This window comes from Aminicella lysinilytica (assembly GCF_004362975.1).
In the GTDB taxonomy this organism is placed as follows: Bacteria; Bacillota; Clostridia; order Peptostreptococcales; family Anaerovoracaceae; genus Aminicella; species Aminicella lysinilytica.
This window is the reverse complement of the sequence record NZ_SNXO01000001.1, coordinates 61,055-79,731: the sequence shown is the minus strand read 5'-3', so window position 1 is coordinate 79,731 and position 18,677 is coordinate 61,055. Positions and strand designations below refer to the sequence as shown.

17 protein-coding genes are annotated in these 18,677 nt (G+C 46.5%); 6 read left to right on the top strand and 11 right to left on the bottom strand.

Annotated elements, in window-relative coordinates; translation table 11 throughout:
* The first annotated feature begins 130 nt into the window (after positions 1-130).
* Positions 131-871, top strand: coding sequence for a hypothetical protein (locus EV211_RS00340; RefSeq protein ID WP_133527441.1), 741 nt, complete (start codon positions 131-133; stop codon positions 869-871).
* Here the strand turns inward: EV211_RS00340 and EV211_RS00335 are convergent.
* Positions 860-1,192, bottom strand: coding sequence for a hypothetical protein (locus EV211_RS00335; RefSeq protein ID WP_133527440.1), 333 nt, complete (start codon positions 1,190-1,192; stop codon positions 860-862). The two genes, EV211_RS00340 and EV211_RS00335, sit on opposite strands and share 12 nt — an antisense overlap.
* A gap of 13 nt (positions 1,193-1,205) precedes the next feature.
* Complete coding sequence (locus tag EV211_RS00330) at positions 1,206-3,308, bottom strand: PHP domain-containing protein (RefSeq protein WP_133527439.1); 2,103 nt, start codon at positions 3,306-3,308, stop codon at positions 1,206-1,208.
* A gap of 496 nt (positions 3,309-3,804) precedes the next feature.
* Between EV211_RS00330 and EV211_RS00325 the strand changes: the two genes are divergently transcribed.
* From EV211_RS00325 to EV211_RS00315, 3 genes are all read left to right on the top strand, one after another.
* Positions 3,805-6,312: a PD-(D/E)XK nuclease family protein gene (locus EV211_RS00325; RefSeq protein WP_166635313.1), complete on the top strand. Its 2,508-nt coding sequence runs from the start codon at positions 3,805-3,807 to the stop codon at positions 6,310-6,312.
* Complete coding sequence (locus EV211_RS00320; RefSeq protein WP_133527437.1) at positions 6,305-7,552, top strand: UvrD-helicase domain-containing protein; 1,248 nt, start codon at positions 6,305-6,307, stop codon at positions 7,550-7,552. Before EV211_RS00325 ends, EV211_RS00320 begins: the two co-directional genes overlap by 8 nt.
* A gap of 102 nt (positions 7,553-7,654) precedes the next feature.
* Positions 7,655-9,424 carry a 3'-5' exonuclease gene (locus EV211_RS00315; protein WP_133527436.1) on the top strand — a complete coding sequence of 590 codons (1,770 nt, stop codon included), beginning with the start codon at positions 7,655-7,657 and terminating at the stop codon, positions 9,422-9,424.
* A 169-nt stretch (positions 9,425-9,593) separates the two neighbouring features.
* Here the strand turns inward: EV211_RS00315 and EV211_RS00310 are convergent, their stop codons facing one another.
* The 9 genes from EV211_RS00310 to EV211_RS00270 form a co-directional block, all read right to left on the bottom strand.
* Entirely contained in the window at positions 9,594-10,100 is a 507-nt protein-coding gene (locus tag EV211_RS00310; protein ID WP_243108517.1) for a shikimate kinase, read from the bottom strand.
* The gene (locus EV211_RS00305) at positions 10,090-10,731 is read right to left on the bottom strand and encodes a CpXC domain-containing protein (RefSeq protein ID WP_166635312.1); all 642 of its coding nucleotides are present in this window, start codon (positions 10,729-10,731) and stop codon (positions 10,090-10,092) included. The genes EV211_RS00310 and EV211_RS00305 overlap by 11 nt, the downstream gene beginning before the upstream one ends.
* On the bottom strand, positions 10,715-11,329 hold the full coding sequence (scpB, locus tag EV211_RS00300) for an SMC-Scp complex subunit ScpB (protein WP_133527434.1): 615 nt from the start codon (positions 11,327-11,329) through the stop codon (positions 10,715-10,717). The genes EV211_RS00305 and scpB overlap by 17 nt, the downstream gene beginning before the upstream one ends.
* Entirely contained in the window at positions 11,319-12,107 is a 789-nt protein-coding gene (locus EV211_RS00295) for a segregation and condensation protein A (RefSeq protein ID WP_133527433.1), read from the bottom strand. Before EV211_RS00295 ends, scpB begins: the two co-directional genes overlap by 11 nt.
* Positions 12,091-13,008, bottom strand: coding sequence for a DMT family transporter (locus EV211_RS00290; protein ID WP_133527432.1), 918 nt, complete (start codon positions 13,006-13,008; stop codon positions 12,091-12,093). The genes EV211_RS00295 and EV211_RS00290 overlap by 17 nt, the downstream gene beginning before the upstream one ends.
* Positions 13,008-14,066 carry an S-methyl-5-thioribose-1-phosphate isomerase gene (gene mtnA / locus EV211_RS00285; RefSeq protein ID WP_133527431.1) on the bottom strand — a complete coding sequence of 353 codons (1,059 nt, stop codon included), beginning with the start codon at positions 14,064-14,066 and terminating at the stop codon, positions 13,008-13,010. The genes EV211_RS00290 and mtnA overlap by 1 nt, the downstream gene beginning before the upstream one ends.
* A 115-nt stretch (positions 14,067-14,181) precedes the next feature.
* Positions 14,182-14,460 (bottom strand): type II toxin-antitoxin system YafQ family toxin, encoded by a 279-nt coding sequence (locus tag EV211_RS00280; protein WP_133527430.1) that lies wholly within the window; start codon positions 14,458-14,460, stop codon positions 14,182-14,184.
* Positions 14,453-14,713: a hypothetical protein gene (locus EV211_RS00275; RefSeq protein WP_133527429.1), complete on the bottom strand. Its 261-nt coding sequence runs from the start codon at positions 14,711-14,713 to the stop codon at positions 14,453-14,455. Before EV211_RS00275 ends, EV211_RS00280 begins: the two co-directional genes overlap by 8 nt.
* Positions 14,714-14,844: 131 nt before the next feature.
* Entirely contained in the window at positions 14,845-15,570 is a 726-nt protein-coding gene (locus EV211_RS00270) for a transglycosylase SLT domain-containing protein (protein ID WP_133527428.1), read from the bottom strand.
* 293 nt (positions 15,571-15,863) lie between these two features.
* On the opposite strand from EV211_RS00270, the gene EV211_RS00265 reads away from it, so the two are divergent.
* Positions 15,864-16,091: a FeoA family protein gene (locus EV211_RS00265; protein ID WP_133527427.1), complete on the top strand. Its 228-nt coding sequence runs from the start codon at positions 15,864-15,866 to the stop codon at positions 16,089-16,091.
* Positions 16,091-18,115 carry a ferrous iron transport protein B gene (gene feoB, locus EV211_RS00260; RefSeq protein WP_133527426.1) on the top strand — a complete coding sequence of 675 codons (2,025 nt, stop codon included), beginning with the start codon at positions 16,091-16,093 and terminating at the stop codon, positions 18,113-18,115. The genes EV211_RS00265 and feoB overlap by 1 nt, the downstream gene beginning before the upstream one ends.
* The last annotated feature ends 562 nt before the right edge of the window (positions 18,116-18,677 follow it).

Here is an 18,677-nt window from a genome sequence, read left to right as displayed (position 1 = left end):
ATAGTATTGTGAATTTTCTGAATTAATAATATAATATTGAATAAGGATGTGCACTATCATGAGTGAACCTCAGAGATTACAAACAAACACAGATTAATATGTTAATCGGAAAGGACTAATGGTGTTAACGATGAGCAAAACAGACAAACTGAATGACCTATTTAAAAAATGGGAAAGCAAATACGTTTTTAAACATTTTATCCAGGATGGAATTGTTGATGAGAGCCAATATGAGAAGCAACGTATACATATTCTTTTCGTGCTACGTGATAAAAATGATAAAGAAGTCACAGACGCAACGGAAGCAACCGATTTAGAGCCCCTAAAGGATTTAAGAAAAACACTATTGGTCGATAAGCAAGGCCACGTAGAAGGCTGGAGGACATGGAACAACATCGCCCGTTGGACACAAACGATATTGGACCAATCCCCATATTTACATGATGTTAGTTTAGCTAAACGTATTGAAGAATTGCACCGTGTAGCTGTCATGAACTTGAAAAAGGAATGTGGCAGCAGTTCATCTGATTTAAATGAAATTGAAGATGCAACAAAAGAGCAATCTGATCTTATACTAAAGGAAATCAAAATCTGCGACCCTGATGTAATTATTGGTTGCGGTTTGGGTGGTGACCGATCAAACGCCGCATTGCTAAAGAAATATGTATTCCGTGATAATGTTTCTGATTCCGGGTCTATGAAATCAAAAAATGATAAGGATCGTAGTTGGAATTATTATTATACTGCCATAAATAAGAGAAAAGTTCCGGTTATCGAATTCCGCCATCCATCAACTCGTTGCAGCCATGAGAAATCGGAATGGCTATGCAATGATATGGCTGAGTTATGCGACATACTATTAGTTAAATAGCAAGCACTCTCTGCAGTGATAATGTATATCGTACTCGACTACGTATTCGCTCAGGTCAAAGGCTTTGATGATTTCATCAAGTACCGACTTGTTGTTTATGCACCGGTCGATATAGATTACAGCGCAAGTATTGGTCTGGTCCCAGACCACGCGGCCTCTCGGATAATCGATATAATCACCTGTACTGTAATTGTCATCGTAGAGGCTTTCATGACTATACGAATTATCCAGCTTATCAGCCTGCTCCCTCCCTTCTTCGAGAGAGCAGGCATTGTAAATCAGCTTATGCTGAATGAAAAAGAACGGTCCTATTTTAGCCATAATATCTATCCTCCTATTTGAAGCTCTTGTCTTCATTATGTTCTCTGCGATATTTCAAATATGGCGCATACCCTTCGATTATGTGAGCCTTAGGGAATAAGAATTCGATATTCTCCAGTGACCTGAGATACCATTCAGGCAATTTGGAACGTCTGACTATCTCCTTCATGTCCGGCGTAAGAGGCAGCCCTTTGAACACGACTTCCATTATGCTGGCAGCTACATCCTCCATATCCACATAGTCCTCTATCCCCGCATATGCATCAAGCCCCTTGATGCAGCTTATATCAGCTTCGCGGACTATATCATTAAACACATCATCTCTGGTCGAAATAACAGTTTCCAGCGTGGCTTCTCCGGAATCCAGAAGTTCCTGGGCGTTATTCTCCCATGCCCCTGAATCATGAGCCAGGGCGCAGGCCGCGAAAGCCCCCGCAAAAGTCTGAGGATCATACTCGTTTATGATCTTGGAAACACGTCCGCTTACTTGTTCATGTTCAGCAGCGGGATATGATAATGCTGAATCGCAGATCAAGCCAAACCTTACGGTGGATCTGGGCAGATCGGTATCGCGGAACTCCATTACCGGAAGCGATGAGAGTTCATCATAACCTGTAACAGGCGTGATCTCATTTATATCTACATTCTTTCCGAGCACAATCAATTTAGCTATACGAGGATCCTTATACCAGACGTTCGCGTTATCGTCTGAAACAACCATAGTACTGCTTTGACATACATTCCCTTTACCAAAGGCTTCCTCAAGGTAAGTAATTATTTCATCGTATATCTCAGGAGCAACGGTGAGCTCCATGTCCAGAGCGCGTCCCCCATCTTCCCTGAACAATGTCTGATAGGGGATATTAAATCCGATTTTCTCCATAGGTTTTTTACAATCCGGACAAAGTCTGCTGACTAAGTCGAGGCATATGCCTCGAGTGGCAATATAACGGTCATCAGTATGGTGACAATCCGGGCAATGGTAATGAGGCTTTGACGGGTTTACATCAGTGATGCCGAGAAAATAAGCGATCAGACTCGCCCCCAGACAGCCACGATAGCCCATATGATATCCCAGCTCCCTTGATTTCTCTGCGATCATTGCGGCAATCAGGAACGACTTCTCACTGCACTGAAATATCATGCATCCAAGCTCTTTCGCTAGTCTGTCCTCGATAAAGTCAGGCAAAACATCGCCGTACATCTCATGAGCGGCTTTCCAGGCAAGCTCTCTTACCATTGGCGTATCCGCGTCTTCTATGGCTGAATCATAGTCAATGCCCTCTTTGTACTTCTCGCTTCCTGGTATTACCGGTGAATCCACTATATCCGCAACAGGCTGTATTATATCGCACGCTTCAGCTATCTTATTCGAATTACATATAACGATTTCATCGGCTTTATCCTCACCCAGGAAAGAAAACGCATCCAGCATCCCCTCAGTAGATTGTAAATGTAATGAATGCACATCTCCGGTAGCAACGACAGGTATCCCGCATCGATCACCTGATTCCGTGATCATCCTGATGATCTCTTTGATTCTCTCAGGGCCTTCAACATCCTTCATATCATTCTTCGGCGGTTGTACCTCCAGATAATCATAAAACCCTGCGATGTTATCAATCTCCTGCTTATCAACACCCCTGAGCATTGCCTGATACATCTCCCCTTTTGAGCAACCGGAGCCCACCAGCAGGCCTTCCCGCTTCTTATTCAATTCGCTTTTAGGGATTATCCGCTGGCCCTCATCCAGGTACTTAGTCGCAGAATCTGATATGAGCGCGTACAGATTCTTTCTGCCTTCCTCTTTAGAAATGAGTATCGTTGCGTGAAATACAGGCCACACTGACGGAGGGGCTGAAGTAGAATCGTCAGCTATATTTGCCTCTATGCCATATATGACTTTAACAAATTTCCCTTTATTGTAATACTTCTGTTGCATTCGACAGACTCTGGGGAAATCGCTGACTGAAGCATGGTTAGTGATGGCGACTGCTGTTACCCTGTTCTTTATGGCATGTCTTATCAACTCATTGACACTGATAGCGCCATCTTTCTCGCCGCATATAGTGCGGCAATGCAATTCTACTCGCATCATATTATCTCTTGTATTCATAAACTGGTCTCCTTTCCAGACATTTGTTGTACTTAATAATGTCTATATTTAAGATCCTCAAGATAATTTAACTCCTCTACGATTATGGTCAATAAAATATCCAGAATCGATAGTATAAGAGTTATTGTAAGAGTTTTTGTTTCCTTCTTCATGATAGTACCTCCTGTCTCATCTACCTTACCTTATCATAATATCAAACAGTGCCCCTCCCTATATAATGGATTTTAAAATCGTAAATCCCTCTTTTTTGTGGGTGGCTTTCCAAAAAAAATACAGATAAATTCCATAAAATAACAGATTTTCATCCCATAAATTCCCATATCTTGGTCCGCACACTATATAGGGTATAAATATAAATAGAGCTGCACTATCGTTTTTATGCAATCCACCAGTAATAGTCCATGCTATTGAGGAGATCATAGCTGCCGCTTTTGAATTTTTTTAAATGTGCTACAATACAGGTATATTAGCTACGCTCATTCAAAGGAGTATCATTATGCGAGAAAGAATTATCCTTGCGCCGGGCATAGGCGAAACTGAGATGTTACGCACTCTGGCAAGATTCGGAGTCAATACGATCGGCACCCGTTTCATGAACGCTGTTGAACTTTCTGAAGCAGCGCTGGAACGTTTTGGAATATCTACTACGGAAGAATTCCTCACGAGGCAGGAGGAGCCTTCTGTCATCAGTTCCTTTTTAAATGATATACCCTACTTCTCGGCTGCATCATATGTGGATGCAGAGAAGCTCTCTGCGGCCCTTTACGATATACGCAGTCTGGTTACCAGCGAGGAAGCATCTACGATCCACACATACCTTTCCAAAAGTGTTTTCCGCCATAAGAATACTGCCATTGCAGAAGTTTATGACAGATACATTTCTACATATGAAGAATCCCGTAAGATTGACAGTATCAGTCTTATCAGAAGAGCCATGGAAACAGCCAGTCCCTTTGATGCGGATTTTATATACATCCGAGAGTTCCCTCTGACTCCCCTTGAGAAGGAACTCATTCTTCAGCTGTCTTCGGGCCGCGCGTCCGAGCTCAGCATCGCTGACCTGTTCCAGGTAAATCAGAAATCTATTAAAGATCTGACATACACAAACTGTTACGGCGCTGTAAATGAAGTGGAACATGTCATCACTGAAATACTTGAAAACAATATCCCACTTGATAAATGCACCATAGCCTGCGCAGATTCTTTAGCATATTCCCAAATATTATTCGACATATCTCGTAATTATAATATCCCCGTTACATACGGATCAGGAATCGCCATCACCAATTCCGAACCGGCCAGATTATTGCAATTGATACATCTATGGGATACTGACGGATATCATGGCATAGACGCACTGCGGAACATTTTTCTTTCTGAGTCCTTCAACCGAAAGGCCCTGGCAAAGGAACTGGGCCCCGACTACCCACTCGACAGAGCTCATATCGAAAGCATAGTGAAGATGGCAGGCAATCTGCGTTTATCTTTTGACAACAAAACGAATGTTGCAAAAATCAACGCCTGCGGCGGGCCGGATATTCTTAATAAAGTCGGATGCCTATTCGAGTCAGGCATTACGGGATTTATTCGAAAGTATTCTGCCATCCGGCAAGGACCCTTCGTGCGGATGGATATATCTGCAGTCAGCGTAATTACCGATTTGATCAGTACATATACCATGTATGCTCCGAATGCTGATGTAAGCGACATAACACCTGACATTCTCAGGGAATCCATAGGCTCAGAAGTCAGCAAGGAAGGCTCTCTCCACATTACGTCCATCACCGGCGCCATTTCATCACTGCGAGAGCATCTCTTTGTGTGCGGATTGTCAGCGGACGAATTCCCGGGAACGCCAGCAGAAAACCACCTGCTGCTGGACGATGAGCTAACTACATTTGCAGACAGTTCTACCGCGCCGACATCGGGAAATCATATTAAGCAAAATAAGCAAAGCCTGACCGACCTTTTGTCACTGGCTTCCAGTCTCGGCATCAGTCCAAGGCTGTCATATTCAGGGTACGACCTGTCAGAGCTGAAGGAACATAATCCATCTTCCGTTCTTTTCACATATTATGAACTCGAACACCCTAAATGTACAATGGACGATTTCAATAATGCCATCAAACACGTACAATACTTCGATGACAAACTGTCCAATGTCAGATATATGGCCAAGGCATACAACGAAGGCCGCATGACATCTTTTGCGCCTGTTTACGCAACCATGCCCGGCACGGACGGAATCCTAGACCGCAAATGGTCACCGTCGGATTTGGATGTATTCTTTCAGTGTCCACGACGGTTCTACCTGAAATATATCGCCGGCATACCTGAGAACGAAACAGATGACCCATTTACAGTACTCGGCCCTGCCGATATCGGAATCCTTGCGCATTCATTGATGGAGTATCTCGCCTCGGCAAAAATGACGAAGTCGGAATTTCTCGACGCGTGCGAGAATGCCTTCGATGACAGACTTGTACAAAGGCCGCCGCTGCACGCAGATGACGCAGCTAAAGCAAAAGAAGATTTTCTGGAGATGATGGAGTCGGCATTTCGGCAGGATCCGGGCAATGTGGTGGTTTCTGCAGAAGATAAGTATATGCATGTTCACCCCAGCGGCGTGAGCCTTCACGGATACCCCGACAGAGTTGAAAAAGATAAAGATGGAAAATATCTGATTGTGGATTTCAAGACAAAAAGAAAAATGGACCATGTTAAGGATGACATCGACACCTGCCTGCAGATAGTAATCTACGCATGGCTATGCGAACAGAAGGGTATACCCGTAGATCGTTGCGAATACAGATATCTGCGTAATGGTCTGACCATACCATGCAGGTATGATGATTTAATGAGAACAGCTTTGGATAAGAAAATGGAAGAATTCGCGGCTGCTGTAAGTGGCAACGATTTCCCTCGCAGAGCCAGTGATAACAACTGCAATTACTGCCAGATGTCGGATATATACATATGGCCGGAGGATACAGAGAATGATTAACAATGACGGAGATAAGGCATCACGCGCTAAGATACGTGAAAATATACACTCGAATTATTTCGTTGAAGCCGGCGCGGGTTCTGGAAAGACAAGTATGCTGGTAGACCGCATGGTAGCCATGGTGGAAGGCGGCATAGATATTGGAAAGATCTGCGCCATCACTTTTACGAAAGCGGCCGCAGGCGAATTCTACGCCAGATTCCAGAAGAAACTTTCGGAGTCCGATTCCGAATATGCCAGGGCAGCTGTGAAAGACATTGACCTATGCTTCATGGGTACGATCGATTCTTTTTGTAACATGGTAATATCAGAACATCCAGCGGAAGCCGGTATCCCTTCGGATGCGGCAGTACTGGATGACACAAGCATCACGGCCAAATACCGCCGCGTATATTCACGTATTCAAAGCGGAGACTACAGTGATGATCTGCAGAAGAAGTGTGCGCGTCTGAATGGCTACTTCTTCAATGCAGAAGATTTTTTCCAAGGCACCGTGAGGATCATCTCGTCAAATGCTAATGTTGATTTCAAATATCAGAAGCCACCGGCATCCAAACCAGATATAGCATTTGGGAGCCAGCGCACAGAACTTATAGAGTTTCTGCAATATCTTTCAGACCATGAGGAGCTCAGTTATGATAGAAACAAAAACTCCATAGCAGCATGGACATACCTGAGGGAGAACTCCCGTACTATCTTCTCGTCATGGAATTACAACCTGGAATCAGTGGTATATGCTTTGAAGCAACTGCAAGGGCTCAAGGTAATACCCGAATTCGATCCTGCAACGCTTGGGATAAACCATGAGCATTTCCTCAGCCCTCACCTGACCAGAAACAAACTCACCTGGTATGAAATCAACAGTGATGAAGATCCGCTTATGCTGAATAAATTAGATGGGTATCGATTTTCGGTTCTCATGGATTTTGTAGTTCCTGCAATGCCAGAAATTTCAGCAACTCTGAGAAGTGAAGGTGCTATGACATTCTCCGATTATCTTATCTGTCTGCGTGACCTTCTGAAGAAGGACGCGACCGACGACGGGAAGCTTATTCACCACATATATGAGAGACACAGCTATTTTCTGATAGATGAATTCCAGGATACGAATCCAATGCAGGCGGAGATTTTTTTCTATCTTACGGGGCAGAAGCCTGTGGCCGACTGGGAGAAATGCCAGCCAAGGCCCGGCTCACTTTTCATTGTCGGCGACCCTAAGCAATCTATTTACAGATTCTGAAGCGCAGACATAACTTCATTCCAAAAAGTACGGACGCTGTTTGATGATCCATCTGTCGGTGAAGTTTTACATCTGACACGTAATTACAGGTCGTCAGATACTATGTGCGCCTGGTTCAACGATGTATTCACAGACTTGCTTCCTGATAATAACGCCAACCAAAGCAAGTTCGATCCGATACCCCTGATGAAAGAATCGCCCTGCTCCGCCACTCTGAGCGGCGCTTATAAATACAGGGTCACCTACTCCTATAAAAGAGAGAATAACTCTGATCCTTCTGTTGTAGCAGGAATAATATCAGACATCATGAATGATCCCGCCATGACCATCCAGGATAAGGATAGAAACAGCGTAGCAAGTCTTCCCAGGAAACTTGAGTATAGGGATTTCATGGTGATCACGCCTGGTAAAGGGCACCTTTCTGAATATATGAACGCCCTTTCCGATACTGGCATACCCTTCAGGATCGAAGGCGAAGTATTGTTTGGTCAATGCCCGGCCCTGATTGCTGTTTCACATCTCATGTCAGCTGTTGCCGATCCCTTTGATAAGAAAAATCTCTTCGCGGCGTGCTATCTTTCCGCTTGTGATATAACAAAGGATAGCCTGGGGGATTACCACGCAATGGCGCTCACTATATCGCCGGCCGCGGTGTTTACTATGCTTCTCGAGGAGAATCGTATATTCGCCTGCACAGGCACACATAATGCGGAGTATGTATTCTTCGCTCTTGAGTTGCTACGCAGCGCGGAAATATCCGGCGATGTTACATCAATCAGACAAGGCGCGGAATTTCTGCATAGCCTTATCAGTAATGACTCCGGTGAAGAACGCTGTCTCCAACTCCTTCCGGATACAAACAGGGTCCTCATAGCAAATCTTCATAAAGTCAAAGGCCTGGAAGCGCCTGTCGTGATCCTGGCAGATCCTGCTGAAAGACGGCTACACGCAGACTACAGAACAAATTATACAGATAAGGCCCCACAGGGATGGATATTTAAGATCAACACACTGAAAAGCAACTCATTCCCATCAGAGAAAATCAAAGAGGAAAGCGCACTGCATAGGGAAAATGACAGGCTTATTTATGTTGCTGCAACCAGGGCCGCTAACGCGCTTATTATTGCCGATTGTATCAAATCCGATGGGACGCCGTACGAAGGCAGCATGTGGTCTCCCCTTCTCCGATCCACAGAAAGAGATATCTACGACCTGGTAAAGAAACAACAAATTGAAGCTGTAGAAGAAATAATCGTGGATTCCGACGATCTCTATAAGAAGGCAACTAAAGAATGCGTATTATTCAATAATGCGCCTTTTGCGCCTAGTTACACCATAGACCGTCCCAGCGATACGCCGCTCATGAGCAAAGCTTCGCCTGAAAACAGGAACCTGCGCCATGATCCGGCCCTGACCGGAACCATAGTGCACAGGCTAATGGAGGTTCTGGTTTCTTCCGCCAACACTGTCGATGTAGAACTATTGATAAAAGAGATTTCAAATGACTACGGAACAGACGATAGCTATTACACAGACCTCCTGAGAAAAGTGGCAAAAACTACCAGGAGCGGCGGTTACCCGCAGCAGGGCTCCGTGCCCCATGATATTCTCACAGAACTGCTGGCCGCAGATGAGGTCTTCTGCGAACTCCCCTTCTGCTTAGCTCAAGAGAACGCCGTGATACTTAACGGTGTAATCGATGTAGTATATCCGAAGTGCAACGCCTGGCACATAATAGACTATAAAACTGATGCGGATACCGAAGACATCAACCAAAAGCATCAGAAGCAGCTCTCCGACTATACCACCGCCTTCAAGGCCATTACCGGCAACGATGCTGACGCTTCAATATACCATATAGATATTTCATAGGCGCCTGCAGTCATATCGGCTGAGCACTTGACTGCCGTTTATTCCCCACACTTGCATTCTGCTTCCTGATGATTGTAACTGTGTTGAAATTAGTTGTAACAATCAAAGAACATTTTATTCAGTTGCTTCAAATCGTGACGTCATTTCATCAGCGGCTTTTAAACAGGTACTATATTAAGAAACTGCTGGAATAAACTATTTTTTCTATGACCTGCTCCACTGTGCAGCCATCTGCGTCGACAGTAATGTCGGCGTATTTTTCGTACAACGGCGCCCGCTCCAGGTAAAGCTCTTCTATAGTCTGTCCTTTGTCCATGGAAATGCCTCTGGTCCTGATATTGCTCATTCTATCCAGAATGTTCTCAGGCGAAACCTTCAGATAAACAACTACGCCGTCACGTCGGAAATGTTCCATGGCATCGTCGAAGTAAACGGCGCTGCCGCCTGTAGCCACTACCTGACCGCTGCCCTTGAAATCCATCAGCACCGACCTTTCAACACGGCGAAAATAATCATTTCCCTCGGCATCGATGATCTCCTGAAGGCGCCTGCCTTCCCTTTGTTGTATGAGAAGGTCCGTGTCCAGGAAGCCTTTGTTCACGGTCTTGGCCAGTACAACGCCGACAGTGCTTTTGCCGCAGGCCGGCATTCCTATGAGTATGATATTACTTTTCAAAGCGCTCGCCTATCCACCGCTGGTCGACTTCGGCGTACTTGTTCGACGGTATACCCAGGACCTCTGTGTAGTCTGAAGCCAGCTGATTATAAAGGTTGTCGTCGAAAGGTATGGTAAGCTTCTCGCCGGCCTCGTTTTCTGAAGGCCACACTACCAGGTATTCCTCGTCGTCGTCGAACATGAACAAAAGGTCGCCCTCTTCAAGGTCCGGGTAGTCTTCCTTTACATCGTCCCAGACAACGAACTTATACAGCTCGACGACTCTGTCGTCTCTGTTGCGCTCGGCAATGAGGATCTTCTCCATAAGTTGCAGACCGCAGGATGTCAGCCTGTAAACGGCCTCTTCGTCCTGATCCGAATCAGGCACATCCAGACTGTTCAGCTGTTCCAGCATGTCATCCTCGTGCTCCGGCGCCATATATACATTCAACTTGCGGCTGGGATCCATGTACATTACAGGGTATTCCACCATTACTCCATCACCGCAGCCGGGACATTCGTTGAGGAAGAAATCCCCCTCTATGATCTGAGCCTTGTACTCAGGATCCTCGACTACGTCAACGAACTCATTCATATTGACCTTGATGGTCTCGCCGCAATTCGGGCATTCTACTTCAATTATTTCGGACATCTTCACCCTCCATTTCAATAGTGATCTGTCTGGAATCATCTTCTACTTCATCATCGGTATCGTCATCTACATTGATGATACCCTCTATATTCTCGATTTCCGGCAGGTCCTTAAGGGACTCGAAACCGAAATTCTTAAGAAATGCATCTGTGGTGCCGTACAGCACAGGTCTGCCTACGGCGTCGCTCCTGCCGAGATCCTCGATCAATTCCTTCTTCATAAGGCCTTCTATGACTCTGTCACACTTGATGCCTCTGATCGAATCTATCTCGCCCTTGGTTACAGGCTGCCTGTAAGCAATAATCGCCAGGACTTCAAGTGCCGCCTGAGACAGCTTCTTGATCTTAACCGGCGTACAGAGCCTCCTGACGAATTCCTCGTTATCGCCTCTGGTGACGAACTGGAAGGAATCGTTGACTCTGCGTATGAGTATACCACGGCCCTCCTGCTCGTATTCAGCCGCCAGCTCCTCGAAGTACTCGATGGCTTCATCCTTGCTGATATCGAATATTTCCGCGGCATCTCCCGCGGGCAGCAGCTGTCCCCACACATAGAGCATGGATTCGAATGCTGACTTTATTACCTTCTTACTGGTCATCAGTTAGTACCTCCATTGGCGCCTCGTCAAATGACTTCTTGCCTTTTTTCACCGTTATTTCTCCGTAGGTGACGCGCTGTGTGGCGTCGAGATATCTGTAACGCATCATCTGCAGCACCGAAACGAAGGTCACGACTACATCGAAGCGGTCGCGGGCGTTCGGCACCAGGTCTCTGATGCTGATTTCGTAATTCCCTGACTTTTCTTCCCGCTCAAAAGCCGTCCTGATGTAGGCCATGCGATTTTCCATGGTTTCTCTTTCACGCTCGACCATAGTGTAATGCCGGGCCGTCTCCTCTATCTTCTGCTTTTTGTGCAAAAAGAGACTGAAGGCCTTGGCAAACTCCTTAATGTCCAGGCTGAGATATTCGTCCGGGTTATCAAGGTAGCAGGAAATGTCCTCCTGCGGTTTCTCGAAGACGCCCTCCATATCCTCCTGGCATTCTTTCAGCAGCTGGCTGTAATGCTTACAGCGCTTGTATGCCAGCAGCCTTTCCACCAGATCGCTCCGCGGATCCTCTACCTTGAGAAGATCTGAATCAAGATCGGATTTCGGCAGCATCATCTTGGATTTGATTTCGATGAGTTCCGCCGCCAGCAGCATAAATTCAGATGAAAGATTGAAATTCATCTCGTTCATGCTGTCGATATAGTCCAGATACTGGCTTGTGATGGTCGACACCTGTATATCGTAGATGCTCATCTGGGCATCCTCTATGAGATATACGAGAAGGTCGAAAGGCCCCTCAAAGGTGGGCAATTTAACTTTGTAGCTCATTCTCTTTTTCCTCTAGGCCCGTGTAGTGGTTGTAATACAGCAGACCGATAACTACGATGGCTGCGCCGAGCAGCTCCCATGATGTAGGTATTTCGCCAAGGAAAATGAAACTCAGTATTATAGCGAATACCGACTCGCCTGACTCCCATGCCGATACATATAATGAATCAACATAGCCGAAGCACAGGTTGAATACTGCGTGAGCGCCGATCTGGCATACCAGTGTCAGAAGCACTATGAGCAGATAATCTTTAGTTGAGTATCCAAGCAGCTGTGTGTGAGTGGCCGCGGATCCCACGGCGAAACATACCCAGCATGCGAAGAAGCAAAGGAATACATAGACAGGCCCTACGACGTTTTTGCGGACTTCATTTCCTACCAGGAAGTATACGCCCATGAATACGGCCGCGGCAAAAGCCAGTATGTCGCCTTTGAAATTGCCTGAGGACAGGTGCCTGTAATCAAGGCCGGCCACCAGCACTCCGCCCAGCAGAGCCAGGATAATGCCCATGATAGGTCTTCTGCCTACGTGACGCTTGAATATGAATATGGTCACCAGCAGTACCACCAGCGGATGAAGGGCTGCCAGCACTACGGCGCTGGCTATGTCTGTCATCTTCACTGCGTTATACCAGCTGAAGAAGTGACCGAACAGGAATGCGCCTGCCACGAAAGACCATATCAGGTCCTTCCTGGACACTGCCTTAAGTTCATCTCTCATGTTCAGCAGAACAGGGACGGCGAAGAAAGGTACGCCCAATGTCAGTCTCCAGAATCCTATGGCCATGGACCCGGCGCTTATAGCCTTGCCGAATATGCCCGATGACGATCCTGCAATAACTGCGAATATTACTATGATTTTAACGTATTTTGCCAGAAAGCTTTTCTTTTCCTCTGCCATTATTTCACCGTTCTTTCCTTAAGTTTAAGCAGATTTTCTTCATAAGGTGCTCTCACTATGCCATTTTCAGTTATGACGGCGGTAATGTACCTGGCCGGCGTCACGTCGAAGGACGGGTTATATGTTTTCACTCCCTGTGGTGCCATTGGCTGTTTATACCACATTTCGGAGATCTCTTTTCCGTCTCTGAGTTCTATCTGTATATCGTCTCCCGTTTTCGTGTCGTAGTCTATTGTCGACGTAGGCACGAACATGTAGAAAGGGATGCCGTATTCCTTGGCAAGGATGGCCACTGCTGATGTGCCTATCTTGTTGGCTCCGTCGCCATTGGCTGCCATTCTGTCGCAGCCTACTACCACAGCGTCTATCCAGCCGTTTTTCATGACTATGGACGCCATGTTGTCGCATATGAGTGTCACGTCCACTCCCGCCTTGGTCAGTTCCCAGGCTGTCAGTCTGGCCCCCTGAAGCAAAGGTCTGGTCTCATCAGCAAAGACTTTAAAGTCGTAGTTTTTCTCTGTGCCAAGGTAAATAGGCGCAAGGCTTGTACCGTACTTGGCTGTTGCCAGGGTTCCGGCATTGCAGTGGGTAAGGATACCCATGCCCGGCTTCAGAAGTGTGAGCCCGTACTCACCCATCTTGTGACACGAGTTCTCGTCTTCGACTCTGATCTTATCCGCCTCGGACAAAAGCATCTGTTTGGCATCGCTCACGTCGCCGTTGAATGTGTCCAGCCTGTCCATCATGCGGCTAAGGGCCCATGAAAGATTGACTGCTGTTGGCCTGGCCTTGACTATGTAGTCTGCCACTTCTTTCACCTCAGGTCTGAACTCCTTCAAAGTTTTGGCGTGGCTGTGGCGCGTTGATACATACAATCCGTATGCGGCGGCTACGCCTATGGCCGGAGCTCCTCTGACCTTAAGCTTCTTGATGGCCACATATATATCTTCCTTGGTCTCCATTTCCAGGTACTTTTCTTCTCCCGGAAGCTTGCTCTGATCAAGTATTAGCATCTTCCCGCCGACAAATTTGACCGGAACTACTTCTGATACCTTCATTTCCTCATCTCCTGTTAAATGTATTAATCACGAACATATATTATATCATTTATCTCTGTCTATGGCAAATATCCAAAGCAAAAAAAGACCGGCGCGATGCCGGTCCCTGTCATTATCAGAAAAGATCACTATGTGTACCTGTTCTGGTCAGATACAGTATCAACTCATTATCAGATATTTCGTAAATCAGAAGCCAATCCGGGGTTATATGGCACTCTCTGCACCCTCTGTAGTTTCCCATCAGGTTATGATCATTGTACTTTTCAGGCAAAGGCTCACCAGCTGAAAGAGTATCTACCACATACTCTAACAGGTCGATATTGTATCCTCTTTTAACAGCTGTTTTCAAATCTTTCCTGAATGCTCTGGTCAGAACTATCCTGTATTTAATCATTATCAATGCCTTTCATTATTTCCGCAAAAGAACCATATGTCTTTTTATCAGGATCAGCTTTTAACTTTTTTACTTCTTCCATAGCTTCAATAGTTTCAGCATTTGGTGTTCCATAATCGATAACACTCTGCATATATCTTATAATATTCCCTTTAACGTTCTCTCCATTTCCTGTAACTATACTCTTATATGCGTTATAGACATCCCTGTCCATTACGAAAGAGCAAGTAACAGTCTTCATGTTATTATTCATGTTTCAAGTCCCCTTTCTGTTACTTAGTAAACTTACTTAGTAAATATAGTATATCTTCTTATTCATAGCATGTCAACAGGGATTTTGCCGAAAAAAAGACCGGCGCGATGCCGGTCCCTGTCATTGATTCTTTAAACGTAATTGTGTCTTGCCAGATATTTCTTGATGTTCTTCATAGTCCTTACTCTGGCATTGGATGTAGTCTTGCTGTAGTGGCCTGTCTTGACAGCGTATGTTCCGCAGCAGTATCCTGCAATGCCCTTGGAGTAGTTGTAATTGAAATACTTGAGATTGTACCTCAGATAGCTGGCTGCCACCTTGATGCTGTTCTTGGCTATCAGCAGTTCGCTCTTGCTGAATCCCTTAGCTCTGCCCAGGCTTGCGCTGGTCTGCATCATTCCGTAGTATCCTGCCGGATTATGAGCTCTGGCGCTGAAGCCACTCTCATGCTTAGCCATAGCCATAAGTGCCAGAGGGCTGACCTTGTACTTCTTGCCATAGCTGATGAAATAACCTGCCAGCTTCATGGAACCTGCCTTGCTGTAATTTCCATTGACCGCTCTTATGTATGAAGCCAGACCCTTCTTATACTTAAGGGCTTTAGCCTTCTTGGCAGCGGCCTTCTTCTCAGCCGCTGCTTTCTTAGCGGCTTCTGCTTTCTCCTTGGCCGTTGCTTCTGCTGATGCGTTATTATCTGCTTCCGCAGTAGCTGTCGTTTCTGTAGATCCCGTCGTCGTCTCTGCAGTTGCAGTTCCCGATGTCGCAACGCTGGTGGTACTGTCGTCAGCGAACACCATACCTGCTGATGTAGTAACTATTGTTAATGCTATTAAAACTGTGAATATCTTCTTGATCATAAAATGTGTTTTCTCCTAACTAATGAAAATGTCGAGCAAACTGATGCTCAACACTCTTATAGTATATATGAGAAAGTATTAAGACTTCTTAAGAACTTGGAGTTTTCACAATACCAACACACGAACAATGTGTTTATTGTTTGTTGTAACATCTTTTTTAATATTATTTTGTTTCTCAGATGAGATTGTATACAATTTCACTTAATATTCCTTAAGAACTCTTAAGGAATAACCCCGCGAGAACATAGCCAAAACTTCTTGTAAGATGCCTCTAACCGTTATATACTATTAATATGAAATTAAGCGAATTAAAAAAAGGAAAAAAAGCAATAATAGAGACTGTAGGCGGCAAGGGCGCTCTCCGGCGCAGGCTGCTGGATCTGGGCCTCACCCCTAATACCGAGGTGAGAGTCCGGAAGGTAGCTCCCTTCGGAGATCCTATAGAGATCTTTTTGCGGGGCTACGAGCTCTCCATCAGGAAAGATGAAGCCGCCGTCGTAACAGTCAGGGAGGTAAATTAATGGCCAGATTCAATGTGAATATCGCTCTGGCCGGCAATCCCAATTCGGGACTAACGACCCTCTACAACCAGATGACAGGCGGACTGCAGCATCAGGGCGTATTCTCGACGCCCGGAAACAAGACCAAAGAAGGCCCCGTCAAGGGCCATAACGGAGCCAACGTCATCGAACTTCCGGGAATGTACTCCCTGTCCGAATACACCGTAGACGATATGGCCAACAGACAGATACTTCTGGAGGGCAAACCCGATGTCATCATCAATATAGTAGACGCCACCAATTTCGAAAGAAATCTGTACCTTACGCTTCAGCTTATGGAACTGGAGATACCTATGGTGCTGGCCCTGAATATGATGGACGAGGTCTACAGCAACGACATAGAAATCGACATGAACAAACTTTCCGAGATCCTTACGATCCCGGTCCTTCCTATATCCGCCTCCAAGAACAGGGGCATTCACGACCTGATACACTACGCCATCGAGGCAGCAGACAAACATCAGGTACCTACCAATATAGATTTTTGTAAAGGCCACGTACACACGGCCATCCACTCCATAAGCCATATAATAGAAGAGCCGGCCAGAGAGATCGGCCTGCCCGTCAGGTTTTGTGCTACCAAGATCGTCGAAGGCGACAAGCCCGTCATCAGGCAGCTTTCCCTGGACGACGGCGACAGTGCTATCATCCGCGACATCATCAAAGACATGGAGCACCACATGGACACGGACAGAGAAGCGGCCATGGCCGATATGCGCTACGCCTTCGTGGAAGATGTATGCAAGGAAGTCGTGACCAAGGAAATCACCACTACGATACAACACGACCGGGCCATTAAAATAGACAAAATACTGACGAATCGTATATTTGCGATCCCAATTTTTCTGTGCATAATGGTCTTCATTTTCTGGCTGACCTTCGGCAGCCTGGGAAGCTTGCTGTCAGACTGGCTGTCCGTTGGCGTCGACTGGGTCATCAAACAGATCGGCAATGGTCTGCTGTCTGCCGGAGCCTCCACAGAGGTCTACTCTCTGGTGATCAACGGCGTCTGTGCAGGAGTCGGAAGCGTCATTTCCTTCCTGCCCATAATTGCTGTTCTGTTCTTCTGCCTGTCCATTCTGGAAGACAGTGGATACATGCCGCGAGTAGCTTTCGTTATGGATAAACTCCTAGAGAAAATCGGTCTGTCAGGCCGTTCTCTGGTGCCTATGCTCATCGGTTTCGGCTGTTCCGTGCCTGCCATCATGGCCACCAGATCCCTGCCCAGCAAGCGCGACCGTCACTTGACCATAACCCTGATACCATTCATGTCATGCAGCGCCAAGCTGCCTTTGTACGCTATGATAACCGCCGCGTTTTTCCCGACAAACGGCACCCTGGTCATGGCCGGCCTGTACATTACGGGCATACTGGTGTCCATAATCTGCGCTTTGATATTTAACAAAACCCTGTTCCAAGGCGATCCGGTACCGTTCGTAATGGTGCTGCCGCCATACAGGATCCCGGCGGCCAAAAGCGTGGCCCTGCGTGTTTGGGAAAACGTGAAGGGCTTCATCAAAAAGGCTTTCACGGTAATATTCGTCGCGACTATCGTCATCTGGTTCCTGCAGAGTTTCAGTCCGGGCCTGACTATGGTGTCCGATCCGAGCCACAGTATGCTGGCCGCTATCGGCAAGTTCGTGTCGCCTGTGTTCGAGCCTCTGGGCTTCGGCGACTGGCGGGCGGCGACGGCGCTGATCACAGGTCTCTCGGCAAAGGAAGCCGTGGTGAGTACTATGGCCGTTTTAACAAAGGCTACAAGCGGCCTGACTCTGGCGCAGATGTTGTCTCAGATGTTCACGCCTCTGTCGGCTTACTGTTTCCTGACATTCTGTCTGCTGTACATGCCGTGCGTAGCTACGCTGGCTACAGTCAGAAGAGAAATGGGTGGCTGGAAATACGCCTTCTCGACAGTTCTCTTCCAAACCGGCGTTGCCTGGATCGTAGCATTTATAATCTATCATATCGGAAGCCTGTTTGTATAAGCTGGCGTTGGGCTGCAAGAATTGGTCGATGGAATTGCTCACCAGCCTGCGGCCCGGTCCGTGCAAGAATCGGTCGATGGAATTGCTCACCAGCCTGCCTGCAAGAATCACTGTCTTTTTTATTGCAATGTGGCGTATCAAATCAAGGTGACGGGCTTGCGTGCAAGAATCCTCGGATTATTGAAGGCACTGTGGCGTCTCACCAAAATATTAGGGAGCCTCACGCAAGAATCAAGGAAATTACATAAGTAATGTGGCGCGTAGCCATTGGAAACGCTGCCGTTGAGGCCGGTGGCCGCCACAATGGATCAATTATTTGGCTGATTCTTGCACGGATCCTGTTATGAAATCTGATATCCGCCACATCAGTCCAATTATCAGGCCGATTCTTGCGTTTCATTGATTTCGAAAAAGGATAGTGCCACAATGGCAATCATTTCAAAGCAATTCTTGCGGCCGACGTCCTGCGGCCCGGCCCGTGCAAGAATCGTTGATTTTCCAGTTATGATGTGGCGCATCAAAAGCGCAGATATTTCGTGGATAAATAGCCATATGCGGGAGA